This is a genomic window from Clostridia bacterium (assembly GCA_017405765.1).
Lineage (GTDB): Bacteria > Bacillota > Clostridia > Oscillospirales > RGIG577 > RGIG577.
In genome coordinates this window covers 127,956-146,257 of the sequence record JAFQZS010000003.1, presented here as the reverse complement: position 1 = coordinate 146,257, position 18,302 = coordinate 127,956, and the positions used below count along the sequence as shown (strand labels likewise).

5 protein-coding genes are annotated in these 18,302 nt (G+C 51.6%); all 5 read right to left on the bottom strand.

What is annotated here, in order from left to right; translation table 11 throughout:
- Positions 1–175: 175 nt before the first annotated feature.
- The 5 genes from IJG50_01050 to IJG50_01030 all read right to left on the bottom strand — a co-directional run bounded on the left by IJG50_01050 (position 176) and on the right by IJG50_01030 (position 18,237).
- Positions 176–3,238: an amidase domain-containing protein gene (locus IJG50_01050; protein ID MBQ3378434.1), complete on the bottom strand. Its 3,063-nt coding sequence runs from the start codon at positions 3,236–3,238 to the stop codon at positions 176–178.
- 294 nt (positions 3,239–3,532) lie between these two features.
- Entirely contained in the window at positions 3,533–10,477 is a 6,945-nt protein-coding gene (locus IJG50_01045; protein MBQ3378433.1) for a hypothetical protein, read from the bottom strand.
- A gap of 330 nt (positions 10,478–10,807) precedes the next feature.
- Positions 10,808–14,731 carry an S-layer homology domain-containing protein gene (locus IJG50_01040; GenBank protein MBQ3378432.1) on the bottom strand — a complete coding sequence of 1,308 codons (3,924 nt, stop codon included), beginning with the start codon at positions 14,729–14,731 and terminating at the stop codon, positions 10,808–10,810.
- 153 nt (positions 14,732–14,884) lie between these two features.
- A complete protein-coding gene (locus tag IJG50_01035) occupies positions 14,885–16,405 on the bottom strand; it encodes an S-layer homology domain-containing protein (protein ID MBQ3378431.1) in 1,521 nt (506 codons plus the stop codon).
- Between the two features lie 17 nt (positions 16,406–16,422).
- Positions 16,423–18,237: a CHASE2 domain-containing protein gene (locus tag IJG50_01030; protein ID MBQ3378430.1), complete on the bottom strand. Its 1,815-nt coding sequence runs from the start codon at positions 18,235–18,237 to the stop codon at positions 16,423–16,425.
- Positions 18,238–18,302 lie beyond the last annotated feature (65 nt).

The following is an 18,302-nucleotide window of genomic DNA, read 5'->3' as shown; positions in this document are numbered from 1 at the left end:
GCAGCAATTCACGAATTTTCTCCCTCCGTGCTCGTTCCTCGGAACTGCGTTTTCTTCTGCTGCTCATAATTAAACCTCCAATATGGTGCTTCTATTTTACACCTTATCGGAGGTTTACACAATTTTCGGGACGGCCTCTCTGCGTGTTTTTTGCATTTTATAAATTACTGTTTTTTCATTCCAGCTCAAATTCCGCGCATTCGCATTTTGCAATAGAGCCTTCCGCATTAAGCCAAATAAGCTTCGCGCTGTATGCGCCGCTTAAATCGATCGTATCCGACGAGGCGATCATCTTGACCGAGAGCATCTTATGGTCCTCATCGTATACGGCGGCGCACACAGGCGCCGACGGCGAAACATCGCCCGATAAGGTAAGAATATTATCCTCACATTTAAATAATACTCTTTCATCTGTGTCATCGTCAAACAATATGCCCGACAGATATACTTTTATACTCTTTGCCGTCTCGTCGAAGCTCATGCTTAAGTTGTCCCCGATAAAGGAGCGCACGGTGTATGTGTATACTGTGCCTTTCGTCACGCTTTTATCGGAGTATGACGTGTCGGCAGTCGAATCAAGAACGACAGTCCACTCCTCGTCACCCTCCGCCTTTCGGTATACGCAGTAACCGTCAGCTTCCGAAACTGCGTCCCACGAAAGTATTACCGCGCCGTTTAAGCATTCCATCGATGTTATGTTGACTGCATCAGGCGTTTCTGACTCTTTGGCTTCGCGCTCCAAAATAAATCCCGTGCCGCTTCTTTGTGTGTTGTAAGTGCTTACCCATTTCCCCAAAGATTTGTCTATCGCAGCATAATGACGTCTTTGCGCGTTATATCCCGCTTCGGCGGGTTCTCCCGACGCCCAGTCGGCGTAATCGAACGTCTCGCCCGTTACCCACGCATACGGATGCGACGCGTCGTTATAATCGGCCTCGTACACGTTCGACGCGCCTATATAATACTTCCGCTTCGTGCCGTAGGCGATAAGCTTTAATATGATCTCGTTTTCGCTCTCATCCGTCACTGCCGCAAGCTTTCCGCCTAAGCTTTCACAAAGGCTCTGTGCGAAGGTCCACGACGCTTCGCAGTCGTAAAGCTCGTATGTACGTCCGTTTGACGTGACTGTTGTGACAGGTAAAAGGTCCGGCTCATTTACCGTAAACGAAACGGGGCTCGACAGCTCGCTTTTTACGCCGCGCGCACTCATGGCGCGCACGTAAACCGTATATGAACCGCATGAAAAGTCGTCAAATGTCAGGCTGCATGACGTTGCAATACCGCCTTTTTGCGGCGACTCGCATATGTACTGCTCGGGATATTCTCCTATGTAATATTGATACCGTGCAGCGTTTTCGGCAGGCGCCCACGATATCGTTATGCTTTCGCCGCGGTTTACCGCTTCTGACGATATCTCGACAACAGGCACGGCAGGCACAGGCTCATAAACGTTTATTGTGACGCTGCCGCTTTCCGTGCTTCCCGAATTATTATACGCCGTGACATACACGGTATATGTGCCGGGCTCTGAGAATACCTGCGCGTATGATGTGGTTATCCCCAGTGTGGGCGTGACTATCCTGCCTGTTCCCACTTTGTCAATGCCCATGATATAGCCCGTTGTATTGTTCGCGCCGTATGTGAAGGTGACTTTTTCGCCTGCGGCGATCTCGTTTTTATCGGCTTTCAGCCACACGCTCGACGGAGGGAGCGGCTTGAATGATATATATCCGCTGTAGGCATATCCGCTTATACCTTTATATTCTACATAGTACCAGCTGCTCACGGCCTTGTCGGGATATATTGTGCACGCCGCTCCCTCGGGGATACTTCCTATTTTATATCCCAAAGACGGCCTGCTGTTTATTTCAACGCCGTCAACGGCGGCGTAGCCCGTCTTTTTCGTTACCGTTTGGGGATAACACTGCGTACACGACGATACCTTAGTCGTCGTTCTGTCGGTGAAGGTCTTTCCGCAGACGGAGCATTTATAATAATTGTAATGAGGATGCTCTGCGCCGTAGTAGAGGAAATCGCCCTTTTCGTGCGTCGTATGAGCGGGCTGAGACGAGGGCGTGTAATTATCTTTAGGCGTGAGCTGCACCGTATATACCGTGCCGGAAATATAGCTCCATACAACGTGGTATCTGTCGTAGTTGTGCGAATTGAGCACATGAGTGCCCGCGCTGTTTTGTCCCACGCAGATAGTGGCGTGGCTTTTATTGCTGTGGAAGCAGGGGCTGCCCTTATATATATTCGAGTTGTTCGCTTCGCAAAGCACGCCGCGGTTTTTGCCCATCCACGCGCAAAGACGCGATGCGCTCGTCCATGTTCCGCTTCGGTCAGATGCGGAAACATAATACCAGCAGTCCGAACCGTAAGCCGTGCCCTTTACCTGCGGCATTCCTCCGGCGTATATGCACTGCGAGGTGAAATTTGCACAGTCGCCGCCTACGTCGTTAAAATTGGCGTACGCCTTGTTATAATAGCTTTCGTAAAGCTTTCCGGATGTAACCGCGCCGTTGTAGACGTATTTATTTGCATATGCCGCCGCAGCGTCGGGATCATAAGCCTCATAGTAATTCGTGCTTTGAAGCGCGGCTTCGCTCTCGGTGCCGTCTTCAAAAAAAACTGCTCCGTCCTCGCTCGTTCTGTCCGTTTCCTTGCTTAGCGTACATACGCCGTAAAGATCGCTTTCGTCGTATTCGTCGGAAAATATCTCGTATCCTTCGCCGCACGGCACAAGCGTTATCTTATGATCGGTGCCGTGTCCCGCAACGTCACATCCGCCCGCGCCGTCGCTCAGATCGTCGTAGTCGTAGAACGTCCATTCATAAACGTACATAACGATGCTTCCGTCGTCCAAATATTCTGTGCGTTCATCGTCGATAAGCGCCGTTACCTCGGCGTCAAGCAAAGCGACGTCGGCGCGCGCCTCAAACTCGGCTATACCGCTAATTCTTTTTTCTCGCTCGCGCGCCACCTGTTCGCTCACAGGCGCGCATTCGTTCTCCTCAAGACTGAAAGTGCCGGGATAGTCGCTCTCCCTTTCGCAAAAATAGGCGTATACAGCGCTGTCGGGCGAATTTTCGTCTGCTGCGGCAAGCACAGCCTCCGCATTATCCCCGAACCAGAGCCTCGTCATTTCATGGCAGTCCATAGAGCCGTTTTCGTCTTCCGCGCGTTCGGCCGATGCAAACGGTACGCTCACAAGCAGCACAAAAACAGCAAGCATCATAAAAAACGCCCTTTTTATATTATTTTCAAAGAGTCTTTTCATAACATATTCCCTTTATTTAAGCCTATCCCGCCTTGCATATACGCTTTATGCCGGGCGGCGCCATAAAATAGTATATTTTTATTGATAGTTCATTATAACATACTTTTTTGCAGACTTCAACATAAAATTGGACGGCAAAAAGACGCGCGCTGTTCCCTTTTTTGTTTCACGCAACGTAAAAAGAAAGACGCAGCGGAGTATTTCATCCGCTGCGCCATGATAATTATGCTGTTTTACGTATATGCATACCGCTTACTTAAGGCTTACTCTAACGACTTCGCTCTTTGCGATATACGTACCGGAATTTACCCAAATGAGCTTTACAACAGCGCCGTTTCCTATCTTTTCAGTGCCCGGAGCGGTCATTATATCAAAGCTTACCATCTGTCCGTTACCGTCGTATACGGCAACGTATACGGGAGTTGACGCCTTTACGCTGCCCGTTACCGTAACAGATGACGTCTTAACGGTGCAAGCGATGCTTTCGCCCGTATTTTTATCGGTGCGGGTCACGCTTGCAATTTCTTCTTCGCCGGTCTTTTCGCCTATCGCGCTCGCCGTGTTCATTAAGAAGTCCTCGCTCATGGCAACGCCCGCGTAGCTTACCGCAGTATGAGCCACGAGCACGTTGCTGTTCTCAAGGTCGAACGCCGCCGGATCGTCAGCCGTGAATATTACGCGCTTTGCGAAGTAATCGCTCATCACGACGTCGGTCTGATAAATGCTCGAAGCGAGATAGCCCGTGTTCGGTACTCTGTATTCGGGCACGAACGTGATCTTACCGGAAATAAGGTTGCCGTCCGCGTCGAAGAAATTGATCTTCGTCTTAGCGCTGTCGTAGCTGTCGGTGTTCGAGGGTATCTTAGCGCTCTGCTCCGCGCTCATGTCGACCAAAGACTCCATCTGCATGTATTTGCTGAAGCCTATCGTCACGCTGCCCGCAACTTCCGCGCCGCTTTTGTCCTTCGTCGTGGCTACAAGCACTACCTCGGGCGCCTTCGTAGACATAAGACCTATGTTTACCTGCGTATGCTCGGGAGGAACGGTCATGGATTTCGTCTCCGCATCGGCAAATTCGGCCGATTCGCGCTTGTCCTCAAAACGTACCTTCCATTCGCCCGCCGGAACGTCCCAGCCGTAGCGTCCCTTTGCATCGTTTGATTCGGCTTCGGTATACTCTGCGCCTGTCGCGCTGTTTATGCCCGTTGCCGCTTCGCTTGTAAGTATCGGGTTTTCCTGTCTTTCGTCCACGTTCTCATTCGGGTCGCTCCAGTCAACGAAGCCGGAGCCCGTTCCCTCCATTATCGTGCTCGTAATTCCCGAAACGCGGTTGTCCTCTGTCGCCTCGAATACGTAACCCGACGGGTCGATGTAAAGATTGAACTTCGGGAAGTTATCGTCAAATCTGTAGTAGAGCGGCGGTACTCTGCCGTTAAGTACGTCCTCAACGGCCTCTCTTATAAGCCTCTCTCTGTCAGCTTTGTTCCAATTCTCGCGCTCGGCGATCTTTCTCCACTTCTCGTAGAGCTCTCTTTCATACTGTTCTCTGTCCTTAATGCGTCTCTGATCCTGGCGCGCTATCTCGGCGCAGATGGAGCGCATGATAGAGTCGAATTCCTGGCTTAAATTGTTAAGCGTCAGCTTGTTTATGCCGTTATATCCCAATGTGCCTATCGTAAGACCGAGCTTTACGGGAGGCACGCCGCCCGTTAATGCCTTTCCGGCTACGGAGCCGCCGTTTACAAGGCTGCTGTCAAGGTATACCTTGGCTCTTAACGCCTCGTATGCCTGTATCTCGTTCGAGAGAGTCTGTATAGCCTTTGCGCTCTTTAGATCTCTGGGGTCTAAAAGATTCAGCGTTGCGTAAAGCGTGCTCGAATCCTTGCCCTGCGGTCCCTTCGATATCTTATACGTCGTATAAGTAGCGCCGACTATAAGCATGCCCTGGCTTGCATAGCCCTTTACAGCAGGGGTAAGATATTTGCCGACTCCGCTTGCCGCTGCGGCATGAGCCGCCTGCAGCGACGCCTCCTCGGTGCTTGCGGTCGAGAGCGCCGCCCTCGTTATGCCCATATCGCGTCTTAACTGCTCGCCGCCCATAATCTCACCCGTTATGCGTACAAGCGTAAGCTCGCCCGTGGGGCCGCCTGCAATGCTTGCCGCATCGCTCATCATCGCGTCAACGGCAGCCTTTGGCAGATACTTGTCGGTCACGGTCGAAACGCTGAGCACGCCGCCGTCTGTAAGCGCGTCGCCCGCCGCATTGTACTGCGAATTGTCGGTCGTTGTTCTCTTTTCGTATACCGTGCCGAAGTCGCTGTCGTATTTCGTCCATATCGTCGTTGTCTTTTTGTCGGCCGATACTTCCATGCCGTTTTCAAGATAAGCGTCATACAGTGCCTTTATGTCGGACGACTGATATACCGTCTTGTCCGTCATATCTACGGTGGTGCTCATCTTGTTCTCGCTGCCCTGAGATATAGCGTAAGAGTACTTGTCTGCTTTGTTCTCTATAACCTCTACCGTCGTCTTTGTTGCCGCGTCGGCATCGTTTAAGTGATCGCGGAACGTTTTCGGCAGGTTCTCCTTAGCCTCGTTTGCTATGGCCGCGTAATCCGCGTCGGAAAGCGAGCTCGTCGCTTCGACCATATCTTCAAAGCTCGTAAGCTTGCCGCCGTAAGCCTTGTAGTATGCCTCGGCCTGCTGCTTCTCGCGCTGTGCCTCGGTTCCCGTGTACGACAGAGCAGGAGAGTAATCGTATCTTACGGTGAACGTGTCGAAGTATCCTACCGGGAAGGTCTCGTCTTCGGTCGTCGTCTTTACCTTGTACTCGGCCCACGGATGCGAAACGCCCGAGCTGTCAACAGTCGTGCCGCTCTGCACGAACTCCGTTTCAAATTCCGTCTCCATGCCGCTGTAAACCTTTACGAATTTTACGTTCTCTACATCATAGTCGTTTACATTGTTTATGCGGAAGGATACGCGGCTCTTGTTGGACGGCCAGAATCTGAGGGTTATTCCCTGAAGCTCGCTTAGATCGTTGAAATACCAATCCTGCCATCCCTGGTCGTTTCTGTGCTCCCAATGGAAGTTGCTTACATACGGAGAAGACGCTATGTCTACAAGCGAAACACTGTGGCGCGACGTATAAACGGTCTCGCCGTCCACGTCCTTCGAGGCGTATATCTCGTGAACGCCGAGCTTTTCGGCCTCGGAAAGGCTTATGGTCACGGTGGCCTGGCCCTTGTAATTAAGCGTTGCCGTGCCCGCTTCTCTGCCGCCGTCGTATATGGTCACCTCGTCGCCCTCTTTGCCGTATACCGTAACGGGTACCTCGCCGCCTCCGTTATACGTTACCTTTGCGGGAGCGCTGAGCTCAAATTGTTCCGCTTCTACGTCGAATGACACTCGTTCAGTGCCGCTGTAGCCGGAGGCATCGATATAGTTGATGCTTGCCTCTCCTCTCACGTAGCCGTCTTTTGCTTCGGCGTAAATGAGTATGAAGGGGTCGGCCTCGCTTCGGCCAAGGTCAACGACATAACTTGTCTGACCGCTCGACGCGGAGCCCTTTGTCTCCTTGCCGCCCGAATATGCGTAATCGAACGCGTCTATATGCGTAAGACCGAGGCCGTTATACTTTGTAATGTAAGCGTTCGTGTAGAGAACGCCTGCGAACTTCTTTGTCGCGGATATCTTAACAGCAAGCCAGCCTGAATGTCCCGGCACAGGCTCGGTCGTCACGTCGATCAATGCGCCGCCCAGCACACTCGAACCTGCAACCTTGGCGGGCGCCATATCAGAAAGCGTGAGCACCTGTCCGAGCGCGAGCGAAGTCTCTTTATACGTCGCCTCGCCATCCCTTACAGCTCTGGATACACGGTTTCTGATGCCGTAGGGATCGGAAAGCGACCTTAATGCTATCTCGTCGCCCGTCTTAACTTTTAGTCCTATTACCGTATATGCCGACGTTTCCCTCTGGGGAAGATATGATACGGTAAGCTCGCCCTGTCCGCTTTCCATGTCCATAAGAGTGTATCCGTCGTAAACGAGCAGATATCCCGTCTCGTCGGAGCCCTCCTCTGCGACCGTTGCGGAAATTGAGCCTTTCTCTTTTGCCGTTACCGTAAGCACTGCGTTAAGATCCTCGTCAAGCACGGCCGTGTAACTTTGGTACCAGCTATCGTCCGCACTGTTATAAAGCTCTATCTGCTCTTCCGCCGGGAGTCTGTTGAAGTATACAGTCACTGTGTCGCCGGGAGCAAGCGCGTAAGAGTAGTAGCTGTCTATAAAATACATGCTGTTGCCGTTTATGTCGCTCTCAACGCTGAAGCTTACGTAACTTTCCGAACCGTCGGCGTGGGTAACGTATATATAAGATGGCTGCAGTTTGTTTGCGGAGGCCATATGCGCCTCGTCGTCCGACTTGCCCGCCGGAGTTACCATGAGCACCGGCGTTATTATCATATTGTCTCTGTATGACAATGATATATCGCCCATATCTGTCGTGCCTGCCGCAGCTGTCTCGGTCTGGGCCGCATATTTTCCGCCGCCCACCGAAAGCTTCGCGTCGTACTGGGTGTATATATTGTCGAAAACGAAGTGCCCGTTCTCATCCGTATACGTTCCCGAGCCTGTCGAAAACGAGTTTACATAAAGGTTCGGCAGCCCGTTAAGATCCACACGCTTTATTTCCTGCGTATAACTTACATACTGATGCGCCGCAGGCGTGCCCAAGGGAGTAAGGAGCGTACCCTCAAGGCTGCCGCGGGTGAAATTCTCAAATTCGACGTCTACGGTATCGCTGCCGCTTATCGTCTTAACCGTCGTGCCGCCTACTATGCCCCTGACGTCGCCCCACGAAGTGCCGCCCGCAAGCGTTACGTTCATAGACGCGGCGGTGGGCAGTATCGGTATATGATTTATCTCTGCCGTGTCTCTGCCATAGAACCATACTCGGCCCTGTGCGCCGCTCGGCGTCGAGTAGTCGGCGTAAGTCCAATAGGGAAGCCCGGCAGTCAGGCAGCGGATCGTAAGGTTTGCGATCTTAGGAAGGTCGAGCGCGAGCTTCGTCACGCCGCCGCCCTTTGTCACCTCGAACGTGCCCGAAGCGATCTCGCCGCAGCCGCCTGTTATCTCATATTTATAGCTGCCCTTTTCCACATTGGGTATCGTCACGGATTCGCTTCCGTTGAGGTCGGTCTGGTAGTACCATACATAATCGCCGCTGTCGTACCGCCTCCATATCTTTATATTCGTGCCTTCGTAATTTGCGTCAAAGCCGCTTATCACAAGGTTTGACATTACCTCATATTCCGAAACGCTGAATTCGCGCGTAAGACCGCTGCGCGTCACCGTCGCGGGGAGCGAGGTGTCTTCTATAAAATACTTAACTGAAACGAGCGCCTCGGCGTCGTCGGGCACCTTCACGCTGCCCGAATACATGCCGTAATAGCCCGTCGCTTTTAATGGAGCGCTTCTTACGGTCTTGAGTGCAGACGCCGTCTCATTCGACTCATATGTAAGCTCGATGTAGCCCTCGAGCGTCGCGCCCGCGCTGCCGTAGAAGTTGCAGGTCATCTCCGCGCCGGGAGTTACCTTATATGCGCCCCTTGCGTATCCGCGCGGTATCCACGGCGAGGTCGCGTTGTAGACGTTCGGAAGGGTCTGACCTACGGCCGAAACCTCCGCGATCTTGCCGGCATTCATCTGATTTTCACCCTTCTTAACTCTTACGCCTATGCGGTAGTTGTCCACTCCGGCCATAAGCGGGCTGTCCGTTACGTACACGTTGGTGTCGCCGTTCTTCGACATTTCGTAAAGCGTAACGGGAAGCTGTGAAAGATCGGTCGCAGTGTCGTCGCCGTAATATACGAGCGCTTCAAGGGAAAGCGCTTCCGACTCCTCGCCGCATGTTGCGTAAACAAAATAGCCTTCGTTCGCAAAAAGCAGCTCCTTGCCGTCGGCGGTCTTGGGCACTATCTTCCTATTGGCGTCCTTTATGCCCACATCTGTGGGAGCGGCCGCCTGAGTATTGTCAAGATACAGTACATTATACTGCAACTTTGTGTTATGGCCGCCGTCGCCGTCGTTGAACTGGAAGTATACCGTATGGTAGCCGAAATCGTCCTTTGCGAACGTAAAGTCAACGGTCGATGCAATGGGCTGCCACTCGGACCATGCGCCGTCGTCCGTGTTGTAGCGCATATTCGTATAGTCGCCGGGAGTTATGCTCGCCGTGACCTTAGGCGTGTTCGTCGTGCTCGGCACGGTCACCTTAGGCGGCGTAACGTACACCGGCGTGTCCCCGCTTGCATTCATCGGGCCTAGGCGCGGTATGGTAACGCCCTCCTCGTTGTTGCCGTAGAAGCAAAGCTGGATACTGCTTCGCGATGTAACAAGACAAACTGGGAACCAGCTGTCCTGCGGCTCTTCGCCCGTAGGCTCCATCTTATATGAGTATATGCCGAGATTGGGCTGCGAATCCACAAGCTCGGTCGCCGTGTATACCGGCACAAACTCAACGTCGTCGCTTTCGTAGTCTTCGTTGCATATCGCGTATAAGCCTACGCCCTCTTCGCCGGCAGGAAGGCCGTAGCCCGATATCTCCATAACGAGGCTTCCGTCGGAGTTTTTCTCTGTTATGTTTACCTCAGCCACGTACATGTTGCCTTCGGGCGCGCCCGCGCATTCTATCCGTGCAACGAGATAATTGTTGTAGATTATCTCCATATTAGTGTCCATCTGCGGGCAGGATATCATAGCCCTGTAAAGATAGCACGCCGTCTGTCCGCGGCCCACGACTGTTTCCGAGAAGTCGCTCAGCTGAGACACTTCGTTTCCGAATATCTCAAAAAGGGAGGGATCAAGCTGCTCCGTTGAATAGAGCGTAAGCCTGTGTACTTCCTCGCCGCCGAAATAGAACTGTACCGGCTCGGGATGATAATCGGCGCCGTAATAGTAGCCTGTATCGGAAACGAGAGCGCCCCATAGGTTCTCTCTCATCTCGTCGTTTTCGTCAACGCCCGCAACATATGTGCGGCCGCCGCCCCACACTCCGGCGCTCATCGACACGCCGTAAATTACCGATGCGTCAAAGTCGTCGGCATCCGTGACAGGCGCCGCCAAAGCTGCCGCAGGTAATACGGTCAGGCACATTGCAATTACAATGATCATACTGAGCAGTCGTTTTGTCTTCATTGGAAATCCTCCTTTTTAAGATATGATCGCCATATTGTCATCGAAAAAAAGCCTGAAAATCAGTTTTGTGCATTTTTTACAAGCAAAGGCTGCGTCATCGAGGCGTATATACCCCTTTATAGATAAATATACCTTATATTTTTCAAAAAATAAAGAGGAAAAACAAATTTTTTAATGACAAATGCGGCACAAAATGTGCCACATCCAAATTTTGAAAGTACTTCAATGCAAATCGGCTGTCTGCCCGTTTAAAACGAGCCGTTACGAGAAAAAAGCGCCAAAAAAGAACGGCAGCCGCATTCTCTTCGACTGCCGTTCCAATAGCTTTTTTTACTTTATCGTTACATCGGCACACCATATGCCGTCTGCGTCCTTATATATCTTGTCCACCGTCAAGGTGACAGACACGCCTTCGTCGTCCCATTTAATTCGATATGAATCTCCTTCAAAAAACAGATCCTCGTCCGCCGCTACATTTCCGTATTTTTTCAGCGTGTTTCGTCCGTTGTTTTGAATAAGTCTTATCAGGTTTTCGCTGTATTCAAAGCAGCTGTTCGTGTGTTGGAAGTAATCGACCGAGCTCCTCCCGAAGCTTTTCAGTTCGCCTTTCACATAATAGAGCGCGACGCCGGGCTTTGAAAACAGACCTGTACCGGCGTATGCGAAGGCCTCGTTCGGGCCGGTGGGCGCATAAAGCGAAACAGACACGAACTCTGTAAACCACGACTCTTCTCCGCTCGGCGATATCATAAGCGCGTCGCCCGTATCCGTAAAGGAGCGAAGCGTAAGCTTATGCGGCGCGGCGTAATCAAACGCGGGATTTATCCATCCGAGAAGCATTTTTGAAAGCGGGTCATGATCGCCCTGAGTTGCAGCCATCATTATCGTATCACCGCACGCGTTGTCGAAATAGCCGTAGTAATCGGCAAGACCGAGCGCGTGACCCGTCTCATGGATAAGTGTACGGCAGTTTTGCGCTACGCCGTCGTCTTCTTCGCCCAACTCTCCTGTTATAATGTCCATGTCAAAGAATTCGGCGCCCATCCACAAATAGGTGCAGAACTGTTTCCCGTCAAATATACTCGGCGCTTCGGAATAGACGGACTGATTGTAATCAACGTTATATGCCCACCACATGGAATTAAAGTCGTCCGATAAGGGCGCATCGTAAATAAAGTAAACGCAATCGATATTGCCGTCGTCGTTCTGATCGTAAAGCGAATAGTCTATTTCGTCGTCATAATAGGCAAGCGCATCGCAAAGGAACTGCTGCTCATTGCCAACCTCGTCCTCAATGTCTGCTATTGCCAATCCCGTTTCATACGGCTCCTTAATGTCCGCATGAAGCCTGAGCTTTTGGTAGGAGGATTCTTCATAATATTCTCTGAGCGAATACCAGCCCGTTGAGCCGTCTTCACTGTTGAAGGCATTCTCAAGCTCAATATCATACTCCGGCGAGTCGGTAAAGCGTATCGGTATAACAAGGATGTTTACGTCGCCCTCGTCGGGAAGGCTGGGATGGATAAATCTGTCCCCGGGCAGATCGTACAGCGTATCTGCGTGAAGCTCGTCTATAAACTTTCCCTCATCCGACGCGATAATATGTATAGGAAGCTTAAGCTCAATACCGTTGTAAATTACCGTCGCTTCGTAATCTCCGGGGCTTGAGGGATCGTAATCGGAGCAGAAATACTCAAGCTCGCTTACAGGCGTCTCTTTCTCCGAAGCCATGTCTTCGAAAACGACTTTCACGCCGCTTACGGCCTCATCGAGCGAAGTATTCAACATAACGCTGAGCTTTTCGGGAGAAAGCACGGCACTCGGCTCATCCGCGATGTAAAACACCGTCTCTCGCAGCGGTATGAGGATCGAGCCCCCGTCAAGCATGATGCTTTCAAACTGAACAGCGCACACATCATTGCCGGACTCAGCCAATTGTTCATTAACGAAGTCACGAAGTTCTGAGCGAAACTTTGCGGCACTCCCATCCTTGTTCTGCTTCTCAAGGCTCGGGTCTCCCAAAAAGAGCTTTGCTTCATTTCCCAAATAATCCGAAACATAGACAACGTAATTCTGATCGGCAAGCGCTTCCTCTTCGGGGATCTCGCCGACAAGTATGGATTTAAGATTCACAATATTCAGATACGCCTCGTAGGCCTCGTAAAGATCGCCGGCATTTACGGGGTTGTTCGGACTGCCTGTCTGCGTGATTTTAAGCTTATCCGGATCGCTTACCACAACGGCGCCGTTTAACAAGTCGCGTTCAATATCAGTCACGCCAACGGCCTCTATGGTGTCCCAAAGCTCCGGCAGCGTCTGAATACCGTCAAAATACACAGGCACCATACAATCGCTGTCATCCTTCAGAATAATGCAGCCGTCCAAAGATCCGCAAACCTTGCCTGAAAAGTAAACCTTACTGCCGTTTTCAGCCTTTTTTTCATAACAGTCTAGGTAATACTCCGCGGCATCTAAAACATTCATCGGTCTCTCCGGCATGGAAACGCTGACTTTTCCGAAGTCGCTTAAGACGGTCTTATATTCATAGCTTACATTTATTGCTCCGTATGCGTCATGATATGCTATAAGTATGCTCTCTATCTTATTGTCGCGTACCTGAAGCTGGACCTTTTCAAAAGTGCGATTGGAAGTGCTTGGTTTTAAATAGCGCGCCCCCTCCTTTTGGAGATACTGTTCCGATATGCTGTAAAGGCTCTCTCCCGTCTTCTCATACTGCGATGCGTCTATCTCATCGGGAAATTGCGGTATGTAAAAAGTTAAATAAAACGCCTCTTTTTCATTGCCCAAAGTCCATTCGCCCATTTTTAAGACGCATAAGACTTCTTCGCCGCTTGTCTCGTCCACGCTCCAATAGAATTCCCTGGTTTCTGTTCCTTCCTGCGTGACGAAACCGTGCATTTTGTTTCCCTCGACCTCAAATTCATTGTAATAGCTGTGGTCCATGTCCGACAGCAAATCCGTCTTCACGCGATATCCCGCTGTCGTCTTATCGGCGATAAAAGCTTCATATGCGGCGCCGAGTTCATCCGTTGACGTGCCTATTACCTTATATGGCAAGAGACCCGAATACTTTTTGCCGTTCTTTGAAAGCGTAATCACAACGTTTACCGTAACGTCTTTTTCGGTGCGAGTCACTTTGCCCTCGTTCGTTATCGCGTCGGTATCAGACGAAACCGCAGTCACGGAAACGCTTTCGTCGCCCACGTCAAACGTGATATCGTCCGTTACGGCTATAAAGCTTTCCGTGCCGCGCATCGCGTCGAACAGCTCTTTAAGTTCAATTATGTCGGCGTCGGTGATCCTTCCGCCTCCGCCCGAGCCTCCTCCGGAGCCTCCGCCCGAACCCGAAGAAGCAGGCGTCTGCGTCTGCGTTACAGCACCCTCGTGCGAGACGTAACAAACTCCGCCCGCTATGCTGCAGTCTTTAAGCTTTATTTCCTTTTCACCGCCGCCGCGAACAACGAGTCGGCCCTCTACGCTCACTCGTTCAAGCACAAGCGTTCCGTCCCCCACGCCGTCGCCCACTATGAGGTCGCCCTTTACGCTGACGCCCTTAAGCGTGACGCCGGATACGCGCACTACTGTGTTTCGCCCGAAATCTTCGGTATACACACCGGCTTTTGATACATAGTCCCCCACAACGTTATAGATCACTTGCGCGTACTGTTCGCGCGTTATAGGCTCTTCGGGAGCTATGCGGCCGTCGCTGCCGTTTACATAGCCGTCCCGGACCATTGCGGCTATAGGGCCGCGAGCCCATTCGCCTACGTCTGCGCTGTCAGAAAACTGTGAAAGCACAGAGAGATCTCCGTCCTCAAGCCCCAGCGCGCGCGCCATTACCGTAAACAGCTGCGCCCTCGTAACCGTACCGTCAGGACGCATCGTCTTATCGGGAAAACCGTTTAAAAGCTTCATGCCGACAGCGAAGCTTATATCGTCACAGAACCATTTATCGGAGGAGACGTCGGAAAATGCGCTTACATCTCCCCTCTCGCCCGCTCCGAACGCGCGCACGGTCATTGCGGCCATTTCCGCTCTTGTAAGCGGTCTCGTCGCACCGATCTCTCCGTCGTCGCCGCCTAAGAATATGCCCGCTTCAACAGCGGCCCTGACTGCCTCGTCGGACCAACCGGACTCCTTTTCGGCAGGTCGCTGTGCTCCCGCGTTCACTGCGCATATAACCATTAAAAGCGCAACAAAAACAGCCAGGATTCTTTTTGCAGTAATTCTCATAATTATCCTCCCGTATATTATTCCATATAGTTTTCCCGTTTACATTATTTGATCCCACATATATCATGAACCGGACGGCCGGATATATGAAATGCAGGCACACCGCCAAAAGAGGAGAAAAACGGTGTGCCGCAATAACAGCAACATATCAGATCAAAGCCCATATACTTTCATAAATCCCAGAATAATATGCACAAGCTGCGCCCGCGTTGCAGCCGTTTGGGGCATAAGATTTCCGTCGCTTCCGTTTATTATGCCGGCGCCGCATGCCCACTGCATAGCGGGCACGGCCCACTCGCTTACAGACATGGCGTCGTTATATGAAAGAATGTTCGTATCCTCGCCTGCCGACACATCAAAGCCCTCGTTTACGGCATATCTGTAAAGCATCGTTACGGCCTGCTCTCTTGTGACAGACACATCGGGCATAAACCTTCCGCTCATTCCATTTACTATGCCGTTATCGGCGCTCCAGCGCGCATAAGGTGCGAACCATGCGCCGTCCGTTACGTCGGGAAAAGCCGCGTCGCCGTCTATTACGTCATTGCCGTAGGATATCCTGTGCATTCGTGCAAGCATCGCCGCGAACATTGCGCGCGTTGTTGAAAGCTCTGGCGAAAACGTATTGTCCGAGGTGCCGTTTATTATACCTCTGAGCATCGCTTCTTCTGCATCGGCGGCATACCATTTGTCGCCGGGCAGATCGGGGAAGCTTTTCTTTTTAAGAGAAAGCTCCAAAATATCGCCTGCCGACACGTCGGCGGCATAAAGCATGGCGCCGCTTACAACTATGCCGCGCGGCGAAACAGGCATGGAAACAAGGTCCTCGCTTCGTGCGACCGTGTATACTCTGTCGCCTTTTATCATGCGTATTGCATGGTTTAAAGTGTCGGATACGTAGATCGTACCGTCATCGGAAACCGTCACGCCCTCGGGATGGTCGAACATGGCCGACGCTGCGGGGCCGTCTGAATATCCGCCGATATACTCTTCGCCTATCGTCTCATAAACGCCCGCAATTACCTCCGTTTTTCTTTGTGTTATCTTAACGATGCGGTTCTTTCCCGTTTCGGCAACGTAAAGCGCGCCTTTTGAAAAGCACAGTCCCGTAGGCTCCGACAAGTCAGCAACATATGTAGTAACGTATCCGTGTCTGTCCATTTGTCTTATCGCGCCGTTGCCTGTGTCGGCAATATAGAGAATGTCGTTTTCTTCGTCAACCGCAAGTCCCGTAGGGTGATCAAACGAAGCATTGGAACCTCTGCCGTCGGCGCTGCCCGCAATTTCCGTGCCCCCCAGAGTCTGAAGGTTCTCGCTCGTTACGAATCGCACTACGTTCGAGTCCGGATCCGAAACGGCATACCCGTCAAGAAAAGGCACTACGTCCCACGGCTGCGTAAAATAACCGCGCTCTACACTCGAGTCGTAGTAATAAGCTATCGGCTCACCTGAAATGTCCGCAATATTTATATTGCCGGCAGCTATTGTTGCCTTATCACGATCCGCATGCCAAAGCACCTTGTTGTACACGTCGGTCACAAGCATCGAACCGTCTGAAAGCATGTAAAGACCCGAAAGGCGTCCGTTTTGATAATCTCCCGCATACATTGCGGACGCAGATACCGAAAAAAGCATAAAAACAGCCAAAATAAGCGAGATAAGCTTTCGTTTCATTTCAATACACCCTTCTTTCAATAATCCAATTCGTCAAGCGTAAGCACTTCAAATCCCTCAGCCTTGCCCTTTAGTTTTATCGAACCGCCCAGCGAGGTCACACGCGCGCGATCACCCAAGGCGTCTGCTACGACGCGCGAAATAAATATCTTTCCTCCCGGAGCGTTTGATTCAAGCCTCGACGCGGTGTTTACCGTATCGCCTATGGCGGTGTAGTCCATGCGCTTGGGCGCGCCTATGTTTCCAACGACAGCCGGACCGTAGTTTACGCCCACGCCGAAGGAAACGGTACGTCCGAACCGCTCAAGCAGCTCGTCTCCCAGCGCCTTTGAGCCCTCCACCATATCCATTGCGGCGCAGCATGCCAAAAATACGGGGTCCTCCTGCTTAAGCGGAGCGTTCCAAAACGCCATCGTGCAGTCGCCCACAAATTTATCCAGCGTACCGTGGTAGCGCATGATGCACTCAGTCGTAAGCGTAAGATACCTGTTTATTATCTCAACAACAGTGGGCGGATCAAGCGATTCGCTCATAGTCGTAAAGCCGCGTATATCAACAAATAAAACGGCTATGTTATACATTTTGCCGCCGAGCTCAAGCTCTTCTCCCCCGCGATCCAAAAGCTGCTGTATTATCGCAGGATCGACATATCGTCCGAACGTGTCGGAAACTCTGCGTTTCTCCTTCTGCGCGCGCATATAATTAAGAGCAACAGACGCTATGAACACTGCCGTTGCGGACATCGGTACCCACATCACATGCAAAACAACGCCCGCTTTGTATAAAAGAGCAGAGAGGACTATAAAGCCGCCAGCGCAGATAAGCCATACTATTACCGAGGTTTTTACCTTTGCGTTCCAAAGGAAGAAAAACATTGCTCCCACAAGCGCGAACAGTATTGCAAGCTGCAGAGTATCGTCGGCCTCCTTGGGGTAAAAGCCTTTTTTAAAGGCGTCGATAAGATTTGCCTGTATCTCAATGCCGTACATCGGCACGGCTCTGTCTATCGAGGTGCGGTATTCGTCCTGCATGCCTGCGGCATACGGACCTATCAACACTATCTTTCCCGAAAGATCCTTGCCCGACACGCTGCCGTTTAAAATATCTATTACAGATATGTCCTCATAATAGCTACCGCTCTTTGCCGTGAAAGGAATGTAAAAAAAGCCGTCGTCATACGTTTCGGGCAAAGGATTCGGCTCTGTGCCCGTTTCCTCGCACCAGCGCTCATATATAACGCGCGAAAAAGAATATACTCTCTCACCGCTTGGCCCGTCAATGTATAAAAGTGCATGGCGCAGCACCCCGTCGCTGTCTGACATGGCGTTTATATGCCCCGTATCCGTGACGTTATAAAGATCGGTGTACGGGCTGTCCCATGCAAGCACAGACCGCGTATCGAGATAAAAGCTGCCGTCGCGTTCAACAAGGCTGCTTCCAAATGTCGCGGCCGACGCCACAACAACGTTTTTTCCTTCTTCGGCCGCCTTTGAAAGATACTCATCGGCTTCCCACGATGCGCTGCTTCCCACATAGAGCACGTCTAACGCAATAACTGCGGGGCGTTTGTCGGGGTCGGCGTTCAAACGCTCTATCACCTCGGCCATAACGCTTCTCGGCCACGGCATGGGACCCAGCGCGTCTATCGCGCGCTGGTCTATGCCTACCACAGTTGTCTGGCCGTCAGTAAACGTGGGACGCTGATAAAGCGCGTCGGACACGCTGCCGTCAGCGCTCTGAAGCCATCCCGACCACGCGACAAGCGTTATCAGAACTGCAACGACAAGCGATATGATTGTTCTTTTTGACAGATCCTTTATTTTCATAAGCATTATACAAGAAATGCCCGCGCCTTATGCGCGTCGGTGTGTTATGATTTACAGTCGTTTAAAAGCTG